Origin of the sequence: Aminobacterium colombiense DSM 12261 (genome assembly GCF_000025885.1) — a bacterium.
In the GTDB taxonomy this organism is placed as follows: domain Bacteria; phylum Synergistota; class Synergistia; order Synergistales; family Aminobacteriaceae; genus Aminobacterium; species Aminobacterium colombiense.
In genome coordinates, this window is the sequence record NC_014011.1 from 267,813 (window position 1) to 293,370 (window position 25,558).

Annotated in this window: 27 protein-coding genes and 2 riboswitches; of the genes, 19 read left to right on the plus strand and 8 right to left on the minus strand. The window is 47.7% G+C overall.

From position 1 onward, the window contains the following. Nucleotides 1–123 precede the first annotated feature (123 nt). The 6 genes from gyrA (at nt 124) to thiE (ending at nt 6,402) form a co-directional block, all read left to right on the plus strand. Nucleotides 124–2,577, plus strand: coding sequence for a DNA gyrase subunit A (gene gyrA, locus AMICO_RS01225; protein ID WP_013047663.1), 2,454 nt, complete (start codon nt 124–126; stop codon nt 2,575–2,577). Beyond that, a complete protein-coding gene (locus tag AMICO_RS01230; protein ID WP_013047664.1) occupies nt 2,577–3,212 on the plus strand; it encodes a phosphatidylserine decarboxylase family protein in 636 nt (211 codons plus the stop codon). The genes gyrA and AMICO_RS01230 overlap by 1 nt, the downstream gene beginning before the upstream one ends. Continuing rightward, nucleotides 3,193–3,927, plus strand: a complete 735-nt coding sequence (pssA, locus tag AMICO_RS01235; protein WP_013047665.1) for a CDP-diacylglycerol--serine O-phosphatidyltransferase — start codon at nt 3,193–3,195, stop codon at nt 3,925–3,927. The genes AMICO_RS01230 and pssA overlap by 20 nt, the downstream gene beginning before the upstream one ends. Nucleotides 3,928–3,948: 21 nt before the next feature. Beyond that, nucleotides 3,949–4,055: riboswitch (TPP riboswitch) on the plus strand. Nucleotides 4,056–4,107: 52 nt separating this feature from the next. Continuing rightward, complete coding sequence (gene thiD, locus AMICO_RS01240; RefSeq protein WP_013047666.1) at nt 4,108–4,953, plus strand: bifunctional hydroxymethylpyrimidine kinase/phosphomethylpyrimidine kinase; 846 nt, start codon at nt 4,108–4,110, stop codon at nt 4,951–4,953. Beyond that, the gene (thiM, locus tag AMICO_RS01245; protein ID WP_013047667.1) at nt 4,928–5,782 is read left to right on the plus strand and encodes a hydroxyethylthiazole kinase; all 855 of its coding nucleotides are present in this window, start codon (nt 4,928–4,930) and stop codon (nt 5,780–5,782) included. The genes thiD and thiM overlap by 26 nt, the downstream gene beginning before the upstream one ends. After that, complete coding sequence (gene thiE, locus AMICO_RS01250; protein ID WP_013047668.1) at nt 5,779–6,402, plus strand: thiamine phosphate synthase; 624 nt, start codon at nt 5,779–5,781, stop codon at nt 6,400–6,402. The genes thiM and thiE overlap by 4 nt, the downstream gene beginning before the upstream one ends. Nucleotides 6,403–6,464: 62 nt before the next feature. Here the strand turns inward: thiE and thiW are convergent, their stop codons facing one another. From thiW to thiT, 5 genes are read right to left on the minus strand one after another with little or no spacing between them, the layout of a single operon-like run. Further along, nucleotides 6,465–6,995 carry an energy coupling factor transporter S component ThiW gene (gene thiW, locus AMICO_RS01255; RefSeq protein ID WP_013047669.1) on the minus strand — a complete coding sequence of 177 codons (531 nt, stop codon included), beginning with the start codon at nt 6,993–6,995 and terminating at the stop codon, nt 6,465–6,467. After that, nucleotides 6,970–7,914, minus strand: a complete 945-nt coding sequence (locus AMICO_RS01260; RefSeq protein ID WP_013047670.1) for an ABC transporter substrate-binding protein — start codon at nt 7,912–7,914, stop codon at nt 6,970–6,972. The genes thiW and AMICO_RS01260 overlap by 26 nt, the downstream gene beginning before the upstream one ends. Nucleotides 7,915–7,942: 28 nt before the next feature. Then, complete coding sequence (locus tag AMICO_RS01265; RefSeq protein ID WP_013047671.1) at nt 7,943–8,689, minus strand: ABC transporter permease; 747 nt, start codon at nt 8,687–8,689, stop codon at nt 7,943–7,945. Further along, the gene (locus AMICO_RS01270; RefSeq protein ID WP_013047672.1) at nt 8,686–9,423 is read right to left on the minus strand and encodes an ABC transporter ATP-binding protein; all 738 of its coding nucleotides are present in this window, start codon (nt 9,421–9,423) and stop codon (nt 8,686–8,688) included. Before AMICO_RS01270 ends, AMICO_RS01265 begins: the two co-directional genes overlap by 4 nt. Nucleotides 9,424–9,449: 26 nt before the next feature. Next, nucleotides 9,450–9,953, minus strand: coding sequence for an energy-coupled thiamine transporter ThiT (gene thiT, locus AMICO_RS01275; RefSeq protein ID WP_013047673.1), 504 nt, complete (start codon nt 9,951–9,953; stop codon nt 9,450–9,452). A 54-nt stretch (nt 9,954–10,007) separates the two neighbouring features. Beyond that, a riboswitch (TPP riboswitch) is annotated at nt 10,008–10,116 on the minus strand. 113 nt (nt 10,117–10,229) lie between these two features. Between thiT and AMICO_RS01280 the strand changes: the two genes are divergently transcribed. After that, the gene (locus AMICO_RS01280; protein WP_013047674.1) at nt 10,230–11,045 is read left to right on the plus strand and encodes an alpha/beta hydrolase; all 816 of its coding nucleotides are present in this window, start codon (nt 10,230–10,232) and stop codon (nt 11,043–11,045) included. Here the strand turns inward: AMICO_RS01280 and AMICO_RS09755 are convergent. Continuing rightward, nucleotides 11,042–11,722: a prepilin peptidase gene (locus tag AMICO_RS09755; RefSeq protein ID WP_013047675.1), complete on the minus strand. Its 681-nt coding sequence runs from the start codon at nt 11,720–11,722 to the stop codon at nt 11,042–11,044. The genes AMICO_RS01280 and AMICO_RS09755 overlap by 4 nt on opposite strands. A gap of 89 nt (nt 11,723–11,811) precedes the next feature. Between AMICO_RS09755 and AMICO_RS01290 the strand changes: the two genes are divergently transcribed. The 8 genes from AMICO_RS01290 to sfsA all read left to right on the plus strand — a co-directional run bounded on the left by AMICO_RS01290 (nt 11,812) and on the right by sfsA (nt 18,256). Then, nucleotides 11,812–12,270 (plus strand): universal stress protein, encoded by a 459-nt coding sequence (locus AMICO_RS01290; RefSeq protein ID WP_013047676.1) that lies wholly within the window; start codon nt 11,812–11,814, stop codon nt 12,268–12,270. Nucleotides 12,271–12,536: 266 nt separating this feature from the next. Further along, nucleotides 12,537–12,938: a methylmalonyl-CoA epimerase gene (gene mce, locus AMICO_RS01295; protein ID WP_013047677.1), complete on the plus strand. Its 402-nt coding sequence runs from the start codon at nt 12,537–12,539 to the stop codon at nt 12,936–12,938. A gap of 15 nt (nt 12,939–12,953) precedes the next feature. Next, nucleotides 12,954–14,513: an acyl-CoA carboxylase subunit beta gene (locus AMICO_RS01300; RefSeq protein WP_013047678.1), complete on the plus strand. Its 1,560-nt coding sequence runs from the start codon at nt 12,954–12,956 to the stop codon at nt 14,511–14,513. 18 nt (nt 14,514–14,531) lie between these two features. Next, nucleotides 14,532–14,939, plus strand: coding sequence for an OadG family transporter subunit (locus AMICO_RS01305; protein WP_013047679.1), 408 nt, complete (start codon nt 14,532–14,534; stop codon nt 14,937–14,939). Between the two features lie 77 nt (nt 14,940–15,016). Continuing rightward, the gene (locus tag AMICO_RS10410; protein WP_013047680.1) at nt 15,017–15,421 is read left to right on the plus strand and encodes a biotin/lipoyl-containing protein; all 405 of its coding nucleotides are present in this window, start codon (nt 15,017–15,019) and stop codon (nt 15,419–15,421) included. Nucleotides 15,422–15,443: 22 nt separating this feature from the next. Continuing rightward, on the plus strand, nt 15,444–16,565 hold the full coding sequence (locus AMICO_RS01315) for a sodium ion-translocating decarboxylase subunit beta (RefSeq protein WP_013047681.1): 1,122 nt from the start codon (nt 15,444–15,446) through the stop codon (nt 16,563–16,565). Between the two features lie 71 nt (nt 16,566–16,636). Next, nucleotides 16,637–17,128, plus strand: a complete 492-nt coding sequence (locus tag AMICO_RS01320; RefSeq protein ID WP_013047682.1) for an AbrB family transcriptional regulator — start codon at nt 16,637–16,639, stop codon at nt 17,126–17,128. Between the two features lie 24 nt (nt 17,129–17,152). Then, complete coding sequence (gene sfsA, locus AMICO_RS01325; RefSeq protein ID WP_013047683.1) at nt 17,153–18,256, plus strand: DNA/RNA nuclease SfsA; 1,104 nt, start codon at nt 17,153–17,155, stop codon at nt 18,254–18,256. Here sfsA and AMICO_RS01330 read toward each other — a convergent pair. Next, nucleotides 18,246–19,052: a universal stress protein gene (locus tag AMICO_RS01330; protein ID WP_013047684.1), complete on the minus strand. Its 807-nt coding sequence runs from the start codon at nt 19,050–19,052 to the stop codon at nt 18,246–18,248. The genes sfsA and AMICO_RS01330 overlap by 11 nt on opposite strands. A gap of 111 nt (nt 19,053–19,163) precedes the next feature. On the opposite strand from AMICO_RS01330, the gene AMICO_RS01335 reads away from it, so the two are divergent. From AMICO_RS01335 to AMICO_RS01345, 3 genes are read left to right on the plus strand one after another with little or no spacing between them, the layout of a single operon-like run. Beyond that, nucleotides 19,164–20,051 carry a lysophospholipid acyltransferase family protein gene (locus tag AMICO_RS01335; protein WP_013047685.1) on the plus strand — a complete coding sequence of 296 codons (888 nt, stop codon included), beginning with the start codon at nt 19,164–19,166 and terminating at the stop codon, nt 20,049–20,051. Next, a complete protein-coding gene (locus AMICO_RS01340; protein WP_013047686.1) occupies nt 20,048–20,512 on the plus strand; it encodes a RuvC family protein in 465 nt (154 codons plus the stop codon). Before AMICO_RS01335 ends, AMICO_RS01340 begins: the two co-directional genes overlap by 4 nt. Next, nucleotides 20,509–21,903, plus strand: a complete 1,395-nt coding sequence (locus tag AMICO_RS01345; RefSeq protein ID WP_148211305.1) for a chloride channel protein — start codon at nt 20,509–20,511, stop codon at nt 21,901–21,903. Before AMICO_RS01340 ends, AMICO_RS01345 begins: the two co-directional genes overlap by 4 nt. 53 nt (nt 21,904–21,956) lie before the next feature. Here the strand turns inward: AMICO_RS01345 and AMICO_RS01350 are convergent, their stop codons facing one another. Next, nucleotides 21,957–23,243, minus strand: a complete 1,287-nt coding sequence (locus AMICO_RS01350) for a dicarboxylate/amino acid:cation symporter (protein ID WP_013047688.1) — start codon at nt 23,241–23,243, stop codon at nt 21,957–21,959. Nucleotides 23,244–23,440: 197 nt separating this feature from the next. Here AMICO_RS01350 and AMICO_RS01355 point away from each other — a divergent pair, with 197 nt between their 5' ends. Continuing rightward, nucleotides 23,441–25,531, plus strand: coding sequence for a patatin-like phospholipase family protein (locus tag AMICO_RS01355; RefSeq protein WP_013047689.1), 2,091 nt, complete (start codon nt 23,441–23,443; stop codon nt 25,529–25,531). The last annotated feature ends 27 nt before the right edge of the window (nt 25,532–25,558 follow it).

The following is a 25,558-nucleotide window of genomic DNA, read 5'->3' on the forward strand; positions in this document are numbered from 1 at the left end:
AGAGGGTGGCTTTAAAGCCCCTCTCCCTTTTTTAGGTAATGTTTCTTTGAACGTGTTAAAATACTATAGTTTGTCACGTATTTAAATTGTCTTTTTGGAATTTATTCTGGAGGTAGGATCTATATGGAAGAGAAAAAAGGCGAGCCCCTTTTTGGCAAAGTAGTTCCTCTCCCTTTGGTGGAGGAGATAAAACATAGTTATCTAGACTATGCTATGAGCGTTATAGTGGGGCGAGCTCTCCCAGATGCCCGTGACGGGCTAAAACCAGTACAAAGAAGGATACTCTATGCCATGATGGAGCTTGGCCTTCGTCATAATACGGCATATAAAAAGTCGGCCCGTGTGGTTGGTGAAACCATGGGTAAATACCACCCTCACGGAGACTCGGCTATTTATGACACTATGGTTCGTATGGCTCAGGACTTTAGTATGCGCTACCCTCTCGTCGATGGCCAGGGGAACTTCGGTTCTATTGACGGAGACCCGGCAGCCGCAATGCGTTACACTGAGGCTCGGCTTTATGAGATCGGCGAGCTCATGCTGGCTGACATAGATCAGGACACTGTAGATTGGGGGCCAAACTTTGATGAGTCCCTTCAGGAGCCCCTTTGTCTGCCGGCGATGTTGCCCAACCTTCTTATCAACGGTAGTTCCGGTATTGCTGTTGGAATGGCTACAAATATTCCTCCTCATAACCTTGTGGAGGTTGTGGATGCCCTTTGCTACCTTATCGATACAGAGCCGGAGCAGGTTGATATAGGTGAAATTCTGTTTCGTATGCCTGGTCCTGATTTTCCAACGGGAGGTCTTATTCTTGGCCGGGATGGCATAATAGATGCCTATCGCACAGGGCGTGGCAAGATCACTATGCGGGGAAGAACCCACATAGAAGAGGGAAAAAGAGGAAAGACGTTCATCGTTATCACCGAAATCCCTTACATGGTGAACAAGACCAATCTTATAGAAACCATAGCTAAGAATGTCCAGGACAAAACTATTGACGGGGTTATGGATTTACGAGACGAATCTGATCGAGAAGGCCTTCGGATTGTTATAGAGGTGAACCGTGATACAGACCCCAATTTGGTTTTGAGACAGCTTTATCGCCGGACTCAGCTCCAGAGTACTTTTGGTGTCATTAATCTAGCGCTGATTGACGGGTATCCCAAAGAACTTTCTATTGAGGAAATGCTCAATATTTTCCTCAATCACAGACGAAGCGTGGTCAGAAGAAGAACCCAGTTCCGTCTGGAAAAAGCTGAGGCCAGGGCTCATATAGTGGAAGGTCTTGTAAAAGCCCTTGACATCATTGATGAAGTTATTGCCCTGATTAGAGGATCTGCAACAACTGAAGAGGCCAAAGAAGGGCTTATTTCGAAATTGGACTTTTCCGAAGCGCAGGCTCAAGCCATTCTAGAAATGCGCTTGCAGCGTCTAACAGGCCTTGAAAGAGAAAAACTTGAAGCTGAACTGGCTCAACTTCTTTCTGACATCGAGCGTTACCAGACAATTCTCGGAAATCCTAAAGTCCTTGATTCCGTTATCAAAGAAGAATTGCTTGAAGTAAAAAGACGTTTTGGAAATGAAAGGAAAACTGAAATCATTGATGCCGTTGAGGATGTTTCTATTGAAGACCTCATTCCAGAAAGCGACATTGTGGTTGTATTATCCAGAGATGGTTATTTAAGGCGAAAGGATCTTCAGGAATATACGCTGCAGGGAAGGGGAGGCAAAGGAAGAAAAGGCACAGCCCTTCAGGAAGAAGACGAGGTTGCACTGGTAGCGGTGACAAGCACCCATAGGGATATCTATCTCTTCACATCGAAGGGGCGGGTTCTTGCCCTTAAAGGCTATGTGATCCCCGAATCGAAGACTGGACGAGGCAAACTCATAAACCGCTTTGTGGCCCTAGAAGAAGGGGAGCGGGTTGTGACCATGCATGGGCGGGCGGTAGACGGAGCTAAATATGCTTTCTTTATTACCCTGAGGGGAACCGCGAAACGACTTGATCTGTCTGAGCTTGAAAATTTAACCCGTGCAGGACGCAGAGTCATGGGCCTTGACGAAGGAGACGAAATTTCCCAGATAGTGCTGACTTCAGGGGACGACCATTTGCTTATAGTAACGGCCCAGGGACAGGCCCTACGTACCCATGAATCGGAATTCCGCCCCATGGGGCGAACAGCGAGAGGTGTAAGGGGGATTCGCCTTCGGAAAAATGATTATGTTATAGGGTGCGATGTGGTGGCAAATGGTCGCTGGCCTCTGTTGCTGAGCGAAAATGGATTTGGGAAACGGACGAAATACGATGAGTTTTCTCTTCGCCATCGTGGCGGTAGTGGAGTTATTGTCATGAACCTCAGCGATAGGACAGGTTTGATCGTAGGTTGCTGGAGCGTTGCGGAAGGGGATGAAATCGTAGCGATAACAAGTCGCGGACGTATGATTCGTCTGGCTGTATCGGAATCCCCGGTCTTAGGAAGAACGGCAATGGGCAGCATAATGATGAGGCTTGACGAGGGGGACACCGTTGCTACTGCAAGCGTTGTAAGCACTGAAGATGGAGAAGACGATTAATGATCGCTCGTGACGGCTGGCCTCTTATTATTTTTGTTGCTTTTTTAACAGGAGGGAGCATGTTCATCTCCCCCTGGATGGCAGCTATCATGAGTGTCTTTCTTGCTATTGTAGTTTGGTTCTTTCGAGATCCTGAACGAGAATTGCCAGTGGATCCTGAGGTTTGGGTTTCTCCTGCAGATGGCAAAGTGGTAGAGATAGAAAAGGCAAGCTGTTCATATGTGGGAGAAGCGATAAAGGTTGGCATATTCATGTCCCCCTTTGACGTGCACGTGAATAGAGTTCCCTACGATGGGATAGTAGATTATCTGGAGTATGTGCCAGGTAAAAAGTGGATGGCTTTTGCCCCGAAGGCTTCTGAAGAGAATGAGAGAATGCTCGTAGGGCTTGAAACAGCTCATGGCCGGATTCTTCTGGTGCAGATCGCTGGGTTTTTAGCGAGGCGGATTGTCTGCCGTCTTAAAAAGGGGGACAGGCTCTGTCGCGGTCAGCGTTTTGGGATGATAAAATTAGGGTCTAAAGTTGACGTCTACCTGCCTTTGAGTGTAAAGTGCTCTGTAACCATCGATCAGAAAGTGAAGGCTGGTAAATCTGTTTTGGGAGTGACGGCGAGTCATGAGAAAAAAAATAGGTAAAAGGCATCTCTCCTTTCGAGAGATAGCTCCTAACATGGTAACAAGTGGAAATTTGCTGTGCGGCATGCTATCGCTGATCCTCACTTTTCATGGGCGTTTTCTTCCCGCTGCCTGGTTAATCTTTTTTGCGGTCTTTTTTGATTTTATGGACGGCAAAGTTGCTCGAAGTCTTGGAGGCGGAACTCAGTTTGGACTGGAATATGACAGTCTTGCCGATGTGGTAAGCTTCGGCGTGGCTCCAGCCATTCTTGTATATGCAAATTATTTGCAGGGTTTTGCCGGAGTAACTGGCGCTCTCGCCGTATGTTTCTTCGCATTGTGCGGTGCCCTGCGCCTGGCTAGGTTCAATATTGTTCACGTTCCTGGTCCTTTCCAGGGGCTGCCTATTCCTGCCGGAGGACTCTTTCTTGCGTCCTTCGTAATTGGAGGTATATCTGTTCCCGCTGCTCTCGCGGCATTCTTCTCTGTTGGCACGGGCGCCCTTATGATTTCTAGTGTCCCCTATGGGAACTTAAAGGGACTTCGCAAAGGAAACACGAATAAGAAGAAATTCTTATTCCTCTGTATGGTTACTGTGGGGCTGATTATCGTATTGCATGGAACAGCGCCTCTTGCAGCCATCTCTATTTATGTCATCAGCGGTTTGCTCCGTTTTGATTGGGGGAAATGGCTTTCCTTAGAGGAAGACGAAGATACCCTTAATGAGGGTGTTTAAAAAAAATACCAAATAATACTAATAGGTACTCAGGGGAGCTGCTTTAGCTGAGAGGGAAGCCGGCGCGCTTTCGACCCTTATCACCAGATCCGGATAATGCTGGCGCTGGGAGTTTTTGTATAGGAGAAGTTCGCCGAAACAAGGGGGACTTCTCCTATTATTTTTGAGGAGGTGCACATTGTGGCACTATATCGAGGAAACGCATTGACTATTGCCGGGAGTGATTCTGGCGGAGGTGCAGGTATACAGGCAGATCTTAAGACTTTTGCCGCCCTCCACATTTTTGGAATGTCCGTTATTACAGCTGTAACAGCGCAGAATAGTTTGACAGTTAAAGATATTCACGATATTCCTCCGAAGAGCATCACAGCCCAACTTGATGCAGTACTCTCTGATTTTCGAGTTGACGCAGCAAAAACCGGAATGTTAAGCAGGCCGGAAACCATTCATGTGGTGTGTGAAGCCTTGAAAAATTACCAGTTGTCAAATCTTGTGGTTGATCCCGTAATGATCTCGCAGAGTGGAGTAAGCCTTATTTCCGAATCAGCAGTTCAGGCTTTGAAAGAACAGCTGTTGCCCCTTGCACTTCTGGTGACGCCCAATATGCCGGAGGCAGAAAAGCTAAGTGGAGTTGAAGTTCAATCTCTGGAAGACATGAAGAACGCCGCCAGATTGATCTCTGGCCTTGGACCAAAAGCAGTTTTAGTAAAAGGCGGCCATATGGATGTAGAGAAATCAAAAGAAAAAGTTGTAGATGTACTCTATTGTGAAGGGAAAATAACCATTTTTGAAGATCCAAGGGTGGATACGGAGAATACCCATGGAACAGGATGCACTCTTAGCGCAGCCATTGCAGCAGAACTTTCAGCCGGCCGTGATTTGGAGGAGGCTGTTTCCTATGGCCGCCAGTATTTGCGGATGGGCCTGCTTCATAGCTTTAAGCCAGGCCATGGATATGGTCCTTTAGGCCATGCTGTAACACCAGAGTGGGTAAAAGAATATGAATCTGGAGACAATGAGATATAAGGATATTCAGATAGCAGAGGTCTGGGAAGATATAAGGCATTATCGCCCCCTTGTCTACCAGTTGACCAATATGGTAGCTGCGAACTTTCAGGCTAATATCAGTCTTGCGGCGGGGGCCTCACCCCTAATGTCCATTAATGCGGAAGAGGCTTCTTTTCTTGCAAGCAGGGCAGACAGCATTCTCATAAATACAGGGACGCCCTCTGATGAAAGTATAAGATCAATAAAAGAGATTCTTCCTGTAATAAGGAAAGAAAAAAAGCCCCTTGTACTGGACCCAGTCGGCTATGGGGCATCCCCTTTGCGGATCTCTTTAGTCGAAGAAATTCTCCGCAGCGAAGCAGTTACCACAGTAAAAGGAAATAGAGGAGAGATGGGGCTTTTAGGAGGAGAGGAAGGGACAGTTCAAGGGGTTGATGGCTACAATTGCAAAGATCTTGAGAAGGCCCTTTCAAACATCGTGTCCAGTTATGGAGTGGTGGCTGTGGCGACAGGAAAAGAAGACTCAGTAGCGATACCGGTGCCCCCGTCATGTTTCTTCCTGGTCTTGGGAGGGGGAAGCCCTCTTCTTCCAGCCATTACAGCGAGCGGATGCGCCGTAGGTAGCCTGATTGCTGCCTGCTCGGCTGTAACAGCTGATTATGGGCTTGCTGCTATAACAGCTCTCGTCGCAGTATCCCTTGCTTCTGAAAAAGCAGCCGGTAGGGAAAATGTCTATGGCCCTGGAACCTTCGGAAATGTTTTTATCGATGAGGTATCCTCTCTTGTAAAAAGTGATTTTTACGGATATGAAGAGCGTTTGAATAGAAAAGAGGAGTGGCGGGAATGAACATACGTCATATGTTAAAGCTTTATGTAATTCCTGATCGTCAGATAGGAGCCCCCCGAACTCTTCTGGAACAGACGGAAGAAGTTCTTAAAGGAGGAGCGACTGTCATTCAGTTGAGAGACAAGCAATCTGGCGGCCGTGAGCTTTTGGAAACAGCCCTGGCCATGAAAAGACTTTGTTATGATTACAACGTTCCACTTATCATTAATGATCGTCTCGATGTGGCACTGGCTGCTCAAGCAGATGGCGTCCATCTCGGACAAAAGGACTTGCCCCTTGAAGCGGTCAGACCTTTTTTACCAAGGGGTTTTATTGTTGGAGTTTCTGCACACACTGTCGACCAGGCACGAATAGCTTTAAAGTCCGGAGCTTCATATATAGGGATAGGGGCTGCTTTTCCCACTGGCAGCAAAGAGGATGCCCATGTTGTGGGGCTCTCCAGGATTCGTGAAATAATGGAAGCCGTTCCTATTCCTGCAGTGGCTATCGGGGGTATTAATGAGGAAAATGTTGCTGAAGCAATGAAGACTGGTGTTAATGGGGTTGCCGTTATTTCTGCTATTGTGGGCGCTCCTCATATAAAGAAGGCGGCTCGTCATTTCTTGAGCCTGATTTCGTGATCTCCGGAGAATATATTTTAGGGTAAAACACGGGCTGGAGATACTCCTCCAGCCCGTGTAATTTATGAAAGGTCTTTTAAAATGCCCATTCGCTTTGTCATAATGACAAGGGCGAAACCCAGAAGAGCGCCAGGGATGCTGCTAGCAAGAAAGGCGAACTGCAAAGCTCCCAGCGCAGGGGTTTTTCCTATGGCCGGCCCAATTACAAGGGCAGAAAGGGTGGCGCCTATAGGGCCAGTTCCCAGCGGCTCCACCAGGGCTGCCCAGTCTTTTTTGAAGAGGCGGTAGGCAAACCCCACCATCAAAACTCCAGGAATACTGCCTGGAAAGGCGAAAAGACTTCCAGTTCCCATCATATTTCGAATAAAACTTGTAACAAAAGCAATAGATGCTCCCCACCATGGTCCCAGTAAGATCCCTGCCAAAACATTAATAGTATGTTGGAAGGGGAAACATTTTGTCGGCCCCACAGGGATGTATATTCCCGAAAGGAGAACTCCTGCCCCAGCAAGGAGTCCGGCAACGGTCAGCTTTTTTATATGTAATCGTGATGATGAAATAGAGGCGTTATTTTCCGTTCCAGAGAATGGCATGAACAAGAACCTCCTTGTCTATCATTCCAATTGAGGCAGCAAAATCTGCGAATTTTTGCCACTTTTCCACGCTAAAGTCCTGAGTATGGGCGTAAAGGTCGAGAGTTCGCGCAAAGGCTGCCGTCTCCAGTTCCCTCGGAGCTTCAGGAACTGCTTTTAAATAGACTTCCAGTGCTTCTTCAGGTGTTTTTCGTGTCATTTCGATAGCCTCTTGTATAGCTTTTCTAAACCGCCTGATGAGGCGTTCTTTATCTTTGAGGGTTGTGGCTCCTGTTACAAATACAAGTTCGTCGTAGTCTGGGATTCCGTATTTCTCCAGTTCGAAATATCCGGGAGTGTAGCCATGCTGCTCAAGTTCCACTACCTCATAATTTTTGTAGGGCCCCATAATAGCATCAACTTTTCCTGTGGTTAGAGAGGGGATTATAGTGAATCCCACATTGATAAGCTCGTATTTTTGAAAGCCGTTTTCTTTTGCGAACCCGTCGGTAAGAAGGTCCATCATGCCAGGAACAGTGTATCCTATCTTTTTCCCTTCGAGGTCTGAAGGTTTTTCAATGTTCTTTCCCCCGATAAAAAGCAATGTGGTAAGAGGATGTCCTATGAGGCGGCCTACCCCTTTGATTTCAATGCCAGAGGATGCGGCAATAATTGTCTGGGGCTCATAGGCAATTGCAAGATCAATGTGAGAAGAAGCAGCAAGTTTCAGGGGGTCTGCCGTTTCAGAAGGACTGAGAATGGATAATTCCAGCCCGTGACGTTCAAATATTCCCTTCTCTTTGGCGACAAAGAGTGGCAAATGATCTATATTGGGGAACCAGTCGAGCATAAGGGACAGTTTGTCAACAGCAAAAAGAGAATTAGCTGAGAAACAGAAAATGGATAGAGCGAGACAAAGGATAACGACAATCTTCTTCAATAGCGCACACCTTCCTTTAAAGAGTTTTTTATCTAGTCCATGTGAGTGTTCTTTTCTCTATTGCACCCACCAAGATCCATAAGAATATTCCTATGGCAGTGAGCCACAGGATGGAAGCGAAAACAAGATCTACTCGAAGTCTTGCATTTGATTGGATCATAAGATACCCAAGGCCCCTTTGGGCCCCTACCCATTCCCCAATGACAGCTCCAATGGTGGCTACCGATACCCCTACCTTCAGTCCCGCTAAAAAGTAGGGAAGGGCCCATGGCCAGTAAAGATAACGGAAGGATTGGAAAAAAGGGGCACCCATAAGGTGAAAGAGCTTTCTATAATCGCTGTCGCAACTTTTTAACCCTTCAAGCAGATTCACGACTATGGGAAAAAAGATAATAATGGCAGCCATGAAGACCTTGCTCCAGATGCCATAGCCAAACCAGACGATAAGCAGAGGAGCTAATGCAAAAACTGGAATGGCCTGTGATGCCACAAGAAGAGGGGAAAAAGCCTGTTCCACAGAAGGATAAACAAACATTACCACTGCTAGTGGAATGGCGGCCGTAATAGAAAAAAAGATTCCCAATATTATTTCAATGCCTGTCATAGCTGCATGATATGCCAGCAAAGGGGCCTGGGTCACAGCAACAAATAGAACTCTGGAGGGAGCAGGAAGAATGAAAATAGGAATATTGGCAAGACGACATGCCCCTTCCCATAAAAGGAAAAGCAGGAGGAGAAGTCCTGTAGAAACGACGGTTCTTTTAACGAAGCTCATAATTGCATTTCCTCTTCCAGTTCAGAAAGGATCCGTTTTTTTATGGCTATATATTCTGATGAATCGAGGTTACGGGGCTTCTCTGATGGGAGGGTAATTCTATCCCTGATTTTCATGGGAGCCTGAGTAAGCACAAGTACAGTGTCAGCGAGGTAGAGCGCTTCGTCAATGTCGTGGGTGATCATCAATACAGTTTTCTTAAAATCTTTCTGAAGTGAAAGCAGTAATGATTGCAGGCTTCTTCTTGTAATGGCATCAAGAGCGGAGAGAGGCTCATCGAGCAATACAATTTCCCGCTCGAACATAAGAGTACGGATGAGTGCGCATCGTTGCTTCATACCCCCTGAAACCGCCCCGGGAAGATAATCCTCAAACCCATTAAGACCAAAACGTTCAAATAGCCCCTTTGCTTTCTTGTTTTTTCTGAGATGCTTCTCCTTTGAGAAGACCTGGGGAAGCATAGCGTTTTGCATCAGCGAGAGCCAGGGCAACAGTAAGTCTTTCTGTTGCATATAGGCAGCAATCTGGCCTAGGTGGGGTACAGCTTCACCAATCCATTCCATAGTGCCATATTCTCTCTCTATAGTTCCTGTCAGAAGATCAAAAAGAGTGGATTTTCCACATCCTGAAGGTCCAATAAGTACAGAGAAAGAACCTTTTTCTATATCCAGGTCGAACTGGTCGATTACAGGTAGACCATTGTATTTTTTCCCAAGGTGGCTGAGACGAAGCATTTCGGTTTCTGATCGACAGGACTATATCATTGCCCGATACGACTCAGTCTTCCCCAGACCAGGTAAGTAACAAAAATGCCCAGAATCAGGTTGGGCACCATGTAGCTTCCGTTGTATATGATGGAGTAGAGCCAGACGTTTGTTCCTTCAGGAGCGTAACTTCCAAAAAATATGACTCCTGAAAGTACGTGACAGAAGAGGCGAGAGATGGTTCCGAGGGTAAGGCCTCCCCAAAGAGGTTTTCGAACGAATGCGGCAAGGCCTAGAGCGGCAAAGGCGAGGGGGTAATCAAGAAGTGCCTGTACGGGATGCACTACGTATCCGCCCAGTGTAAGTTGTATAATCCCAGCCACAAATCCGGCACCAACACCATATTTAAGTCCATGTCGAAGGGCGAAAATAAGCAACGGCACATTTTCCAGGGTAACAGACCCCCCCTGGGGCATTCGCCAGAGCCTTATATAGGAAAAAGCAACAGTCATGGCTACCGCTAGGGCACCTTCAACAAGAACTCGGGTTTTGTTGCGCATAAAAAATCCTCCTTATATGAGGGACTGCCGGAGGAAGGAGAGAAATTTCTTTTAGAAGATTTTGTCTGACTTCCCTTCGCCGGCATGACCCGGATCAGGTTCCAGGGGTCGAGACCACTAGTCTCCTCTCAGCCGGTTTTCGCCGACTCCCCCAGTACGCTGTAATTTATTAATATTATTTTGCTCTATTTAACGTCGTTTGTCAAATCATGGGAAAAGAGTAATATATTTAAAAAAGAAGTCGTTTTTTTCGTCAATCAGGCAGGAGGGCTTCTAATGGAAAAAGAGGTTTTTACACTTAAAGGCGCCTATGGCGATGAAAAGGTTTTTGTCAGTCGCCTTTCCCCTAAGGACAGTGTGGGTAAGGTGATCGTCCTCTTCCATGGAGTTCATGGATGCGCCTCTGTCCATGAGGGGAATAAATATGCAGTCCTTGCGAGGATGTTGCTTCCCTTAGGCCTTACGGTCTATTTAACTGAAACAAGTCGTTTGCGGCGGGATCGCGATTCTTTCAAAGAGGACAGGGATCGCTGGGCTCGGACAGCTTTTCAGGGGAAAACCTATGGGATGGATCTATATGACGTATGTGTTGCCTTGAGTGAGATTGAAAAGCGCCATCCAACTGAAGAGATTTATTTATGGGGTTTTTCCCTGGGCGGTATTCATTCTCTTATGATCGCCGGTGGCGGCTATCAGACAAAGCTTCGGGAAGGCGGCTTCCCCCAGCCTGTTTTCTCCGTATCCCCTTCTGGGATCATTGTTTCAGGGAGCGGGGACAGTATTGATAAAGATGATGTTTCAACTACATTGAGACTACCCATCCTCGATACCATAGGAGATAACGCTCTTCTTTACAAATCTGTACGTTCCATAAAAACAGGATGGTTTGTAAGTTTTTATGGTGAAAATGACAACACTTTCAGCGAAGAGGCATGCCGTCGTCTTTTTGACGCGGCGGATATTCCTGAGAAGCAATTTATTATTATTCCAGGGGCGGATCATGCATTCAGAAGATTATATGGATTACCCTCTATAGAACCACTGAAGAGAATGGTCTCTTATTTAGGGCCATTTTTTGACAATAGAAATTAACACCCCCATGGCCAGACAAGGACTATATTAAAATAGGTTCCTAAAAAGGGTGCAGTGGCAAGAGCTATGATCCCTCCAAGGGCAATAAATGGACCAAAGGGTATAGGTTGTTTTCTATGGACACGACAAGTAAGAAGAAGCCAGCCAGCGACTATGCCGCCAACAAGTATCCCAATATAGAGTCCATAGAGCGTAAGGGGGAGTCCCAGACCCAATCCCATGCCGCCTATCAGTTTGATATCGCCTATCCCCATACCGCCCCTACTGATCCAGCGAACAAAAGCCATAATGACAATGCCCGCGAGAGCTCCCATTATCCCATCAAGAAGAGGGGATGTTCCAGCTGCCCATCGGAAAATAAAGCTGCCTACACCCATTACAGCGGGAACGGCATCGAAAATATAACCGCTGTATAAGTCGGTGAGAGCTGAAAAAAACAGTCCCACTGTAAGTAAAAAGGCCATAAAGAAAGAAAAGGAAACCCCCCATACATAAAAGAGCAAAAGACCTGAGACCACGAAGAACGCTCCGGGAATCCACGGCCGAGAGAAGAAACTTCGAAACCGCGAAGTTTCAGAAAGACAAAGATCCCGGGTCAAGTTCCTTGCGAATTTTTCAATGAGAGCCCCTAAAATAAAGAATAAGATACAAAGAGGTATCAATAGTATTTTTTTCATTTTCCCCCTCAAACTATTTCGAGTATTGAAAATAATCCTGAGTTATCCTTTATAATAGTACCACTACAAAGTTTAAGGGGGGAAGAATCGTGCTGAAGAAAATTCTTGTTGCCGTAGATTTGAGTAAAGTTTCAGAGGAGGTTTTTGCCTACGGGTGTTCTCTGGCCCTGCGGCTAGGAGTCCATGCATCTTTTATTCACGTGATGCCCCATCCTACGCTTTGGAAAGGATATGAGCCCTGGCTTCCGCCGGAAATTGATATGGAGATATCCGAAATAGCTCGGAAAAAATTAGAATATTATTTCAAAAAAGCCAAAGAGCGTATGCCGGAACTCGCCAATGTAAAATACGACATGATCGTAAAAGAGGGAAGCCCTTCAGATGTGATTATTGATTACGCAAGGGAAGGGGAATATAACCTTATTGTTATTGGATACCGGGGGCAGAGCACTATAGAGAGGCTCGTGGTGGGTAGTACCGCTGCAAACGTAGCCCGTTATGCTCATTGTTCTGTGCTTATCTATCGGCCTGGACTGGATATTTTATAAAACGACTTTTAAAAAAGCAGACAGGGCCCCTTGGGGGAAACTACCCGAGGGGCTTTTATTTGTTCAAATAGTTTGGCTTTTATCGCCCATTGGTAAGTAATGCAGTGCCCCTAATGGCATTATCTTCTTCTTTAGTGTATGAGAGTGAGTTTCATATGAAAAATCTTATTTTCTTTGTTAAGATTAGTATCGTTGAATTCTGAGACTTGACTAGAAAAAGATATGAATTTTCCCATGAATATCAAACTCTTAAGGGGGATTAGTGCATGAAAGTTACTAGAATTGACCACATTGGCATTGCGGTGAAAAGTATTGAGGAGTCATTGAAAGTTTGGGAGGTTGCCCTCGGGATAGCGTGCACAGGAGTGGAGGAGGTAGAGGAGCAAAAAGTCAAAACGGCTTTCCTTCCCGTTAAAGATACAGAAATAGAGCTTTTAGAGGCAACAGGAGATGACAGTCCTATTGCAAAATTTATTGAAAAAAAGGGAGAGGGCCTACACCACATATCACTGCGCGTGGAAAATCTTGAAAAAGCCCTTTCCGAGTTGAAAGAGAAAGGGGTTCGCCTCATTGACGAAACGCCGCGATATGGTGCCGGGGGCGCAAAAATTGCTTTTGTCCATCCGAAATCAACGGGTGGAGTTTTATTAGAACTCTCAGAGCGGTAAGGGGGCAGTTGAGACATGACGAACCGAAGCATTGACGAGCTATGCGCGGATCTTGAGCGCAAGCGTGCGCAGGCCCGCGAAGGCGGTGGTCCCAAGTCGATAGAGAAGCAGCGAGGCAAAGGCAAGGGTACCGCACGTGATCGTATAGCCGGGCTTCTTGACGAGGGGACCTTTGTAGAGCTTGACGAGCAGGTGGTTCACCGGTGCGGGCGATTTGGTCTTGGAGAGACCTCTTTTCCCGGCGACGGTGTGGTCACAGGTTTTGGTGAGATAGACGGGAGGCGTGTATACGTTTTCAGCCAGGATTTCACAGTTCTTGGCGGGAGTCTTGGCGAGATGCACGCGGGCAAGATCTGCAAGGTCATGGACCTTGCCATGAAGAACGGCTCTCCAGTGGTTGGTATCAATGACAGCGGCGGCGCCCGCATTCAGGAGGCGGTAGACGCTCTCAACGGGTACGGCGACATTTTTTTCCGGAACACCATTGCCAGCGGAGTGGTGCCTCAGCTCTCCGTCATCATGGGCCCCACCGCCGGGGGAGCGGTGTACAGCCCGGCTCTCACGGACTATATTTTCATGGTTGAGAAGACGGGCATCATGCACATCACGGGTCCGGCGGTCATCAAGGCAGTCACGGGAGAGGAAGTGACCAGCGAAGCCCTTGGTGGTTCTCAGGCTCATAACACCAAGAGCGGCAACGCCCACTTCACGGCCCGGAGCGAGGAAGAATGCTTTGTCCAGGTTCGCAAGCTTCTGAGCTACCTTCCGAGCAACAACGTAGACGACGCTCCGTGGAAGGAACCGTCAGACGACCCGCTCCGGCTGGTGCCAGAACTTAGGAACGTTGTTCCCACCAACCCCAACAAGGGTTACCGTGTTCACGACGTTATCGGCAAGGTTGTAGACGACGGCGACTTTTTTGAAGTCCAGGCCCTCTGGGCCATGAACATGGTCACCGGCTACGGTCGGGTTGGAGGACAGGTAGTGGGCATCATCGCCAACCAGGCCTCGACCCTTGCGGGGTGTCTTGACATCAACGCCTCTGACAAGGCGAGCCGTTTCATACGGCACTGCGACGCCTTCAACATCCCTCTGCTCACCTTTGTAGACGTTCCCGGATATCTTCCTGGCACCGAGCAGGAATGGGGCGGCATCATCCGCCACGGCGCCAAGCTTCTTTACGCCTACAGCGAGGCCACCGTTCCCATGGTCACGGTGGTTCTTCGTAAAGCCTACGGCGGCGCCTACCTTGGCATGTGCTCCAAGGCCCTTGGGGCGGACATGGTTTTGGCGTGGCCCCAGGCGGAGATTGCCGTCATGGGGGCTGAGGGAGCGGCCAACATCGTCTTCCGGAAAGAGATAGAAAAGGCCGAAGACCAGATGAGCGAACGGAACAAAAAGATCGAGGAATACCGAGAAGCCTTCGCCAACCCTTACGTGGCGGCAGAGCGCGGCTTTGTGGACCGGGTCATATTGCCAGAGGAAACCCGCCGTGAGATCTACCTTGCCCTTCAGGGTACGGCGAACAAGCGGGAGCTTCGTCCCCGCCGCAAACACGGCGTCATGCCTCATTAGATGGGAGGGGCGATAGACGTGACCAATCTGCACACCTATTTTGAAACGGGTTTCAGCGGGCCGTTGACCCTGTGCTTCATTGCCTTTTCAGCGGTTTTTATGGTTCTTGGGGGCTTGACGGCTATCATCTACGCCATCAAGTATTTTGGGGGTGTCAAGAAGGCGTCACCGCCGTCCCAGCCTCCGGCACCCCGTGAGAAAGCCCCCGCGGCGCCGGCAGTGACAGGCGCGGAGACAGGGGATAAGGGAAAGATCGTGGCGGCCATCGCCGCGGCTCTTCTGGAGGCCACGGGGCAGCCCTGCCGGATCACCGAGATTCGTCCCGCGTCGGGCCCGCATCGCCGGCCCGTTTTGAGCCTCTGGAGATCGAGCGCTATCATGGAAGGCCTCGAAAGCCTGAACAACACGAACTGGTCCAGCCGTTAGGGACCAGGGGGAGCCTATAGAATAGATAGAGACGAGAAATGAATCATGACATCACAGCAAGGTGGAGGGGAAGATAAATGAGCAAAAGATATAGAGTGACAGTGGATGGAACAAGCTACGACGTAACAGTGGAAGACCTTGGCGGGGCTTCAGCCCCTGTATCGGTGGCGGCACCAGCTCCGTCGGCGGCACCAGCAGCCCCTGCCCCAGTGGCCCCGGCTCCGGCACCAGCCCCCGTGGCAGCGGCGCCGGCTCCGTCGGCAGAGGGCGGCACCGTCATCGCGGCCCCCATGCCGGGCAAGATCCTTCGGGTCAGCGTAAGCGTTGGAACGGCGGTGAACGCCGGAGACGTTCTCCTCATCCTCGAAGCCATGAAGATGGAGAATGAGATATCCGCTCCGTCCGCCGGCACAGTGAAAGAGGTCCGGGCGCGGGAAGGAGACAGCGTCAACTCCGGAGACGCCCTGGTAGTCCTCGGCTAAGCCGAAGGAGGTACGGGCGAACATGGAAATTTATGCAAACTCATTAGGAATGATCCTTCGCTCCTCAGGTTTCGCGGGCCTTACGTGGGGGAACATGGTCATGCTGCTGGTGGCCTTCATCATGCTCTACCTGGCCATCGTGAAGGGATTTGAACCCCTGCTGCTGGTTCCCATCGGATTTGGATGCCTGCTGGTCAACCTGCCCCTTTCGGGTATCATGGACGAGGGAGGCTTTTTGCGTTATGTCTTTTTCGGAACAGAACATGAGATCTACCCCGTGATCATCTTCATGGGTATAGGCGCGCTGACAGACTTCGCGCCCCTTCTGGCCAACCCCATCACCTTCCTTCTGGGAGCGGCGGCCCAGCTGGGTGTCTTCATCGCCCTGTTCGGCGCGCTGCTTCTCGGCTTCAACGTGAAGGAGGCGGCGTCCATCGCCATCATAGGCGGTGCCGACGGCCCCACAAGCATCTACCTCACCGTGAAGCTGGCCCCCCAGATCCTGGGGGCTGTGGCGGTGGCCGCCTACAGCTACATGTCCCTGGTCCCCCTGATCCAGCCGCCGGTGATCCGTCTGCTCACCACCAAGGCGGACCGGGGTATCCGGATGGATCAGCTCCGCCCCGTCTCCAAGCTTGAACGGGTGCTCTTCCCCATCGTGTGCACCGTGTCGGCAGGGCTGCTTCTTCCCTCGTCGGTGCCCCTGATCGGAACCCTCATGTTCGGGAACCTCCTTCGGGAGTGCGGGGTGACAGAACGGTTGAACCAGGCGGCTCAGAACGAAATCCTGAACGCCACCACCATCTTCCTCGGCCTGTCGGTGGGAGCCACCATGAGCGCGGAATATTTCCTCACCATGGGAACCATCAAGATCATCGTCCTCGGCCTCGTGGCCTTCGTCTTCAGCACCGCCGGAGGCGTCGTGCTGGGTCAGGCCATGAAAGTGATAAGCGGGGGAAAGATCAACCCCATGATCGGGGCGGCGGGAGTGTCGGCGGTCCCCATGGCCGCCAGGGTGGTGCAGCGCATGTGCCAAAAAGAACACCCCGGCAACTTCCTCCTCATGCATGCCATGGGACCTAATGTGGCCGGCGTCATCGGAACTGCTGTGGCTGCAGCCGTCATGCTTACACTGTTGAGCTAAAATTATATGTGGAATAATTTCACGGGGGCTTTTAAAGCCCCCGTTTTTGAAAGAGGCGGTGGAGTATAAGAATGGCAAATATCAATCTTTGCGTCGCGGTTCTAATAGGAGGGGTTGTTGGATATACTTTGAAAATCCCGTCAGGGGCTCTCGTGGGGGGTATGTTGGGAGGGCTGTTTGCAAAGAGCTTTATGGGACTGGAGACTCTTCGTCTCCCCTACCTTTCTTTTTGCTCTCAATTATTAGTAGCATTTGTTATTGTCGCCCAGGCTGACGTGGCTTCTGTTCGACAGATTCCCCGTTTTATCCCGGTAGCAATTATTTATAGTCTTGTGATTCTTGTATTCAGTGTTTTTATGGCTTGTTTTGTTTCCAAATTATGCAAAATGGATTTAATGACAGCGGTGTTTTCCATGGCTCCTGGAGGACTCTCGGGGTTAGGTTTAGCCGCGGTGGAGTCTGGCGCAAATGCTTCCTTAGCCCTTGTTTTCCATGTTATTCGTGTTTCAATAGTACTTATAGCTATCCCTTTTATTGCTCTTTTATTGGAAAAGATGAGCTGAGTTTAGTCTTGAGGAGGAAGTCGCATGTCCGAAATGTTCAGGATAGCAGGAAAACAGCCCCTTCTGGAAGCAACCTTTCTTGCAAGGCCCAATCGCTTTTTGGTGGAATGTCTTCATGGCGATCAGAAAGTTCAGGCCTTTTTACCCAACCCAGGTCGTTTATGGGAGGTGTTGCTGCCGGACACGCTTATTTATTTACATAAAGATCCTCACGTCAACCCCTCGCGAAAAACGGAATTCACTGTTATTGGAGCTATGACGGAACATGGTCCAGTGATGTTGCATACCCATAAAACAAATGACGTAGCGGCATGGCTTTTTGATGGAGGGCTCGTCCCGGGATTGGAGAATTTCAGGGTTGTTAAAAGGGAGGTTTCCCGGGGTAACAGCCGTTTTGACCTCCTCGTTTCAGATGGAACGGATCAAATGTTGATAGAAGTTAAATCATGTACTCTTTTTGGACGTAAAATAGCGATGTTCCCTGACGCTCCTTCTTTAAGGGCAGTGAAACATCTTCAAGAATTATGCGAAATAAACAGAAAAGAGATGGCAGCAGGAATTCTTTTTATTGTGCAATCAGGAGATCCGGAGTTTTTTATTCCAGATTTTCATATTGACTATGAATTTGCTACAAAACTTTACCATAGCCAAATTGAAACAAGTGATTCTAAAAAACTGGCAGTCAAAGCATTAAAAGTTGCCTGGAGCAGTGATTTTTCTTTTAGTGGGGAGGTGCGGGAAATTCCCACCCCATGGAACGTTGTGGCACAAGAAGCTGGAGAGAATACTATTGACCTTTACATTAATACTTTTGCTGAAGAGGGTTTTTATCATATTTTTGTTTCTTCTAGCAGTGAACCTTCTAAGATCAGGACATTGCAGCGGTCTTATGCTAAAGGCGGGGCTTCCTCTCGCACTATAACAATACGCACCCAGCAAAACATAGAAGGAATGGTAAAAAAACAACTTTCCATGCTTTGTGATAGAGTGGAAACAGCAAGGGATCAGACGGTCTTTATTTTTAAGGATAACCCTTTGAAACGCCGTTCATTTGTTCAATTTTTGATACATACTCGTATTGATCGTCTTGAACCTATGATACCTTCCAATTTATTTGTCAGGCAGTAGGAAAAACAAGCACGGGGCAAGTCGTTCCCTCAATCAGTGCTTCTGCGGTAGTTCCAAGAATTAATTGCCACATCTCTCTGTGTGTAGAAAGGCCGACAACGAGAAGGCTTGGCGCAGTTTCTTCTATCCATTGGGTCAGTTCTATTTCAGGTTGTCCGCTTACAATGTGGATGGATGTGTTTGGGTTCCAGGTACTTACTTCTTGTGCTACAATTTCAAGGGCTCCTTCAGCCGCATTAAGAAGGGTTTGGGAATCTTCCGCATCTTCGAGGGGTATGCCATGGACAAGGGTTATAGACGGGACGGTATCCACTTGCTGTAAGATGTCTCTAAGTTCACTTAGCATCATGTCAGTGCGTTCGGGAGAAAGGTCTACGGCAACAGTGATATTATTGTATATATCCCCCTCTGGGAAATGCCCATTCCTTGACCGAAGGATAAGCTGAGGGATGGCAAGTTGTTTCACTAGGGGAGCGATTTCTTCGGCCTCCTGAATCGGGATTACAGCGAAAGTGCATTTTTCTTTGCTCGCATATTCAGGGATGATCTCGAGTGGATCCCCAGTAGCGACAATAACTTTATAAAAAAGCTCTTCGGGAAGATTTTTCTGACAAAATTCATTGAGGGCTACTTCTGTTTCTTGTACGAGATGAGGAGTGTTGAGGCCTGCGGCAGGGCTCACTACATGCACAACAAGAAGATCTGATTGGCGCTGTAACGCTCTTTTTGAAAGCCACAAAAGCGCTTCCTTTGAAAATGGAGACATATCCATGGGGAAAAGAATTCGCCGTAACAAATTACTCTCACCTCCTGAAGAATTTTCCCTTTCAATAAGTATAACGCAATATGATCATAGTTACACATAGATTAAGAGATGAAAACCAGAGATTTTTGGGAGGATGTATTTGTGGGTTTAAGTAAAGATACAACGTGGAAAATAATAAAATACGCACAGAAAACCTTTAATGCTTTGCCCCATTCTTTGGCGGTTTCTTTCGGCGGTTTCTTAGGTGTCGTTTTGTGGGCTTTCAGCAAAAGAAGGGTTGATAGCGCAGAACGCCGATGCGTCAGAGCCTTGGGTGTGGGAGTAACAACGGCAAGAAAGATAGTGAAAGGTTCTTATGCCAATATGGGACGGTCTGTAGCTGAATTTACATGTCTTCCCAAAAACATTCATACCCTCGACTCTCTCGTAACTATCCATGGAGAGGAACATCTTCGACGAGCCTATGAAAAAGGCAGGGGAGTAATCTTTATTACAGGCCATATAGGCAATTGGGAGATGGCCGCGGCTTCTCTCGTAAGAAAGGGTTACCCAGTGAACGCCATAGGAGCCGAGCAGCGGGATGAAAGGATTACCGATCTGATCATTGATTACAGGCGTGACTGCGGTGTTTTAACAATAAGCAAGGGATTTAGTTTAAAAGCCGCCATGACCTGTCTTAAGAAAGGGGAAATTTTAGGTGTTCTGATAGATCAGGATGCTCGGGATAAGGGGATAGTTGCGCCCTTTCTCGGTCTCCCTGCCAGTACCCCCTATGGGCCGATAAAAATGAGTCTTAAATATGGAAGCCCAATGTTGCCCATTGTGATGATAAGAAGGCCTGATCACATCCACCACGATCTTTATATTCTCCCTCCTTTTGAGGATGAATCTTCAGAAAAGTTTGGCGAAAACATGTGGGAAGCTGTAGCCAGTTGCAACAATTTTATAAGTTCGTGGATATCTCAATATCCCGATCAGTGGCTCTGGCTTTACCCCCGTTGGGCCTCTACATTAGGGCACTCCTCATGATACTCGGCATCGATCCCGGAAAAGATAAAATAGGCTGGGCTTTCGCAGATAGCAAAGGAGCCTTGCTTTTTTCAGGAATTGTGAATAAAGAAGAGTTGTCATCTTTTTGGGAAGTTTTTATGCAAAAGCAATGGCATAATTTGCTTCCGTGGCTTAAAGAAAGAGAAAAAGAGCCTCTTTTAAGTGAAAGCGAGCTTACCATTGTTGTAGGTAATGGAACCACATGTAAAGAAGTGCTGCTTTTTCTAAAAGAAAGAGGACTTGATGCTCAAGTGGTTGAAGAGTATGGTACGACTCTGGAAGCCCGGAAAGTTTATTGGCGTTTGCACCCGCCTCAAGGGGTATGGAAGTTTATACCAAAGTCTTTAAGGGTTCCCAATAGAGATGTGGATGATCTGGCTGCTTTTGTTATTATTCGTCGTTATCTTGCCTCTAAAACCAGAGGGCAGGTCAAGGAGTGAGTTTGTTGAGGGAGGGTGAATGGTCGAGACTCTTCAAAGAAGAGTTCGCTCTTTTTTATAGCGTATTTAAATGGCTTGTGCTGGCTGTCGTTATAGGTGTTTTTGTGGGGACAGCCGTTTCTACTTTTATGCTGGCCCTTGAAAAATGCTCCAAAGGAGTGGGAAGTTTGCCGCCTTGGAGAATACTTTTGCTCCCTTTGGGACTTCTTGCAAGCGTTTCCATGGTTCGGTATCTAAAGGTTGCAGACAGCACTCAAGGTACAGAGAGTGTTGTAGAGGCTGTCCATCATCACCAGGGAAGGATCGACGTTTATACTGTTATTGTCAAAGTTATAGCTGCTGTAATCACCATTTCCACTGGTGGTTCTCTTGGACAGGAAGGTCCGAGTGCTCAGATAGGCTCAGCAGTATCTAATGTTTTTGCCACAGGTTTTCGTTTAAATGATATAGATCGAAGAAAACTGGTTGTTTGTGGTGTTTCTGCTGGTATGGCTTCAGTTTTTGGAGCTCCTGTAGCTGGTGCTGTCTTTGGCCTTGAAGTTTTATATGTGGGACAGGTATTTTATGATGTTCTTTTGCCATGCATAGTCAGCGGGATGGTAAGCTATCAGGTTTCTTTAAACCTTGGCATGGCATATATATATCAGCCTCTTTTGTATATTCCTAAAATGACAGGCCCTCATGTCCTTTTATGGGTAGTTCTTGCGGGGGTCTTTTTCGGTCTTGTAGCGCTACTTTTTATAGAGGTTCTTCATCTGGCACGAAGAGGATACAGAAAACTGGCCTTTCATCCACTTTTTAGCGCTTTCTGCGGGGGACTTTTTTTGGTGCTCTTATCATCTGTTGTGGGGCCAAGGTACGTCGGGTTAGGGTCTCAGACTATAACAGACGCTATAACCGGTCAAGAGATTCCCAAATTGGCATTTTTTTGGAAGTCACTATTTACAGGTTTGACCAAAGGAGCTGGAGGAAGTGGAGGAGTGGTAACGCCCACGCTCTTTATAGGAGCGGCATCAGGTGCGACTTTTGCTTCTATCTTTAGCCTTGACCCAGTACTTTTTAGCTGTATTGGCTTTGTTGCTGTTCTAGCAGGAGCAGCTAACACACCCATAGCAGCGACTATCTTGGCAGCAGAGCTTTTTGGATCGCGAGTGGCAAGTCTCGCTGCTATTGCTTCTGTAATCGCCTTCGTGGTTTCTGGATATAGGAGCATTTATCCAGATCAGATTGTGAAATGTCCTAAATCTCCACTCCTTGATATTTGTGATGAATATCGGCGTGTTGGTGAATATGAATTCGATCCGATGTTGCTGAAGCTTCCCATGGTGCGCCTTGTTGTTCGAAATTACAGGCTCTGGAGGAAGCAACGTAAAATTGCGAGGAAACAATAAAAGCTGCCTTTTCCAGGCAGCTTTTATTGATTAACTTCTCTTTACTGTATCTGTCACTTCCCCCACTTCGAAAGATCGAGCAAGTTTTCACTCTTTGCAACTATAGCTGATCCCACCATATCCCCAGTAACATTCAGGCAGGTACGCCCCATATCAAGAATGGCGTCAATGCCTAATATCATGGCATAGGCCGCGGCTACAGGGGATCCTTGTTCTATAGGCAGGCCGATGGAATCCAGAACAAGAAGCAGCATTATAGCCCCGGCACCAGGTACTCCCGCCGTTCCAATTGAGGCTAGAACAGCAGTGAGAATAACTGTGATTTGCTGACTAAAGTTAAGGGGCAGTCCTACGGCAAAGCCTATGAAGAGAGCGCAGACGCCTTGGTAGATAGCGGTTCCATCCATGTTGATAGTGGCGCCTAATGGTAGGGTGAAAGAGTATACGTTCTTTGCGATTCCTAGATTCTCATCGGCATTACGCATTGTTATTGGAAGGGTTCCACCGCTGCTTCTCGTTACAAAAGCGGTAATCATGGCTTCCTTTGAGCCTTTCAAAAAGGTAGAAAAACTTAATTTGTACAAAGAGAGAGCCCCACCGTAAACAACAATAAGATGAAGGATATAGCCGAGGAAGCAAGCCAGAGTTACGCCCCATAATGGCCCAATGGCCTTAGCTCCCTGCTGGGCAAAGACCACGGAGATAAGAGCGAAGACTCCTATAGGGGCATACTGTAAGACCCAGCCGACGATCTTATACATTGCTTCGGCAGCACCGTCAAAGAACTTAAACAGAAGTTCTCCCGCTTCGCGAATTCGTGAATCTTTGCTTATCTTAAGATAGCTGATGCCAAGACCGAACAGGATAGCAAAGAAAATTATTGGGAGTACGTCGCCTCCAGAAAGAGAAGCGAAGGGGTTTGTTGGGATAATATTGAGGAAAGTATTTGCGAGGGACGGTTTCTCTAACGCCTTTCCCGCTGCTTCCCCTATAGAGCCAAGGTCAAGTCCTAGTCCCGGTCGAAATACATTTCCCATAAGAAGACCGATTGCAACGGCAACTGCAGAAGTGAAAAGGTAGTAAATGACAATTTTGACGCCGACCTTACCAAGCTCTGCCGGACTTATGCTCGCGGAACCCACAACAAGGGTGGTTAAAATAATAGGCGTAACGATCATTTTCAGAAGTCTGACGAAGATGTCACCCAAGGGCCTGACCCAAAGTATGGAGTTGCCAGCCACCAATCCTACAATTGCGCCAAGTACGAGTCCAATAAGAATCCGAATTAATAAATTGCTTTTGAAATACCAGTCAAACATCCCCTTTTTCTCGTTTTCCATTCCCCTTTGCACCTCCCATGGTTATTGAGTGGTTCTTTTAAAAAGCTCATACACCGCACTGTTAATAATTATCCAAATTGTACCCTCTTTTAATAGACAGCACAAGAACGGATGTGTTTAAAAGAGTTGTTTAGTGGAACAGTGTAAGTTAAAATTCATAAATAACCCTATCATATTACACAAAAGGAGGCTGCCAGATGCTTAATTTTCGACGTTTATGGGCCGGACTTGTTCTTTTAGTCTGTTTTTGGGGGAACGGATCAGCTTGGGCAGCAGCTTCTCATGGAGGAATAGTCCTTGCCCTGTCTGGGGGAGGAACCAAAGGGCTTGCTCATATTGGGGTTCTTCAAGTGCTTGAAGAATACAACATTCCTGTAGCAGGAATAGTAGGAACAAGCATGGGGGCAATTATTGGGGGCCTCGCATCTAGCGGGTACAAAGGGATTGAACTTGAAGAAGCTGTTAATAATATAGATTTAGGGAGTCTTCTTTCTGAACGGGCTTCTCCCATGTTTTTACCTCTTGGTGAGCGAGAGGGAGATGCGGTTCCCTGGATATCGATTATCCATGGAAGAGGCGCCAGCGGTTCTCTTGGAGGGTTTTCGGGAGTAAAGCTTTTAGAGAAATTTGCTCAAATGGCTTCAAGAGTCCAGATTGTTCATTTTAATGAACTGCCCATTCCCTTTGCGGCTGTGGCTACTGACCTGGAAACAGGAAAGAAGGTTGTGTTGACAAATGGGAGCCTGGCTTCCGCAATGCGTGCTTCTATGGCAATTCCAGGCCTTTTTGAACCATGGGCAGTTGGAGGACGCCTTCTAGTCGATGGGGGGCTGGTTTCAAATTTGCCGGTTAAAACGGCGAAGGAACTTTTTCCAGGCTATCCTATTATTGCCGTAAATGTAACGAAGACTCTGAAGTCGAGGGAGGATCTGCGGACGGTCGTAGATGTTATAGACCAATCCATAACTGTTCTGACTCAGCAGAACGTAGAAACAGAAGAGAGGGACGCTGATCTTTTGCTGGTTCCTGACGTGGGGAAAATGCCGCTTTTTGATGCATCAAGGTCTGAAGAAGTGATTGAGGCTGGACGGGAGGTGGCGATGGCCCATCTTAAGGAAATTCAACAATTATCCGAAGGTGCCCCTTTGCCTCTTTACCACAAAAAAGAGAGCCCCGAAATTGTCACAGATGTATGTCTTGAGGGGCTTCCTGATACAGAATGTAGAGATTTCAGGGAAAAGTACCGATCATGGATAGGGAAACCAGTGAACACATTGAATGTGATGAAAGCCAGCAAAGAGATCTCAAAGCGCATCGATGTTCTTGCGGTGGATTATCGCCTTGAAGAGAAAGATGCCGGTACTGCCATTATTTTCACCGCTCAACGCCGTCCCTTGTCTGAATTTCGAATAGGGGGGTATACGACAAACCTTCATCCCTATCGCTGGTTATTTATCAATAGTATCTACCGTGATATTTACAATGAAGGAGATTCTATAAAACTTAATTTAAAAGTGGGGAAGCAATGGGCAGCTGATTTGGGTTATCTCTCATCACCAGAGGTTTCAAGGGCATGGGAACTTCATCTGTCTGGTCAGAAGTGGGAGGTTACTCCTGGTAATTCCTCAGAAAAAAGCTGGGAGAGATATAGTGCGGGGGTCGTAAGGCATTTTACTCTTGGGAAAATGCAGGGGGGCGCCGGACTGGGTTTTGAAAATGTACATTCAGGTGGAATGGATGAGAATGCACTAGGTCCTACATTTTATGTGGCATATAATACTCTTGACGATCTATTGGATCCTACGAGAGGCAGTTCTGTAAAGATTGCTTTATGGTGGCCTGATTATGATGAACTCCTTTACAGGGTCAATGTTTTTCATGCCATGTCTCTTTCAGAGAACTGGCGGCTCTATCTCAGGGGCGGATATGCTGAAGGAGATGTGACAGAGGCTAGTCACGCAGTGTATTTGGGTGCAGCGGAAGAACTTTATAGTTATGCAAACTACCCCATAGAAGCAGAAAGAATGGCGTGGTTCAATCTTGCTTTACGCCGGATTTTTTTACGAAGCTGGTGGGGAAACCTCTCTGCCGAATTTTTTGGCGGGGCCGGATGGGCTTACGACGACAGGGGAGAAAGAGCAGATAGTGTTTGGGAAACAGGCATTTCCCTTTCTGCCCCAGGGCGTTTTTTCGATGGGCGCCTGATGTTCCTGTATAATGACAGGAATGATTTCAAAGTGGGATTTTTTATTGGGAAACCTATTTGGGGGCATCATCCCTTACCATAGTGCTCCCCAAAATGGTTTTCTATTACG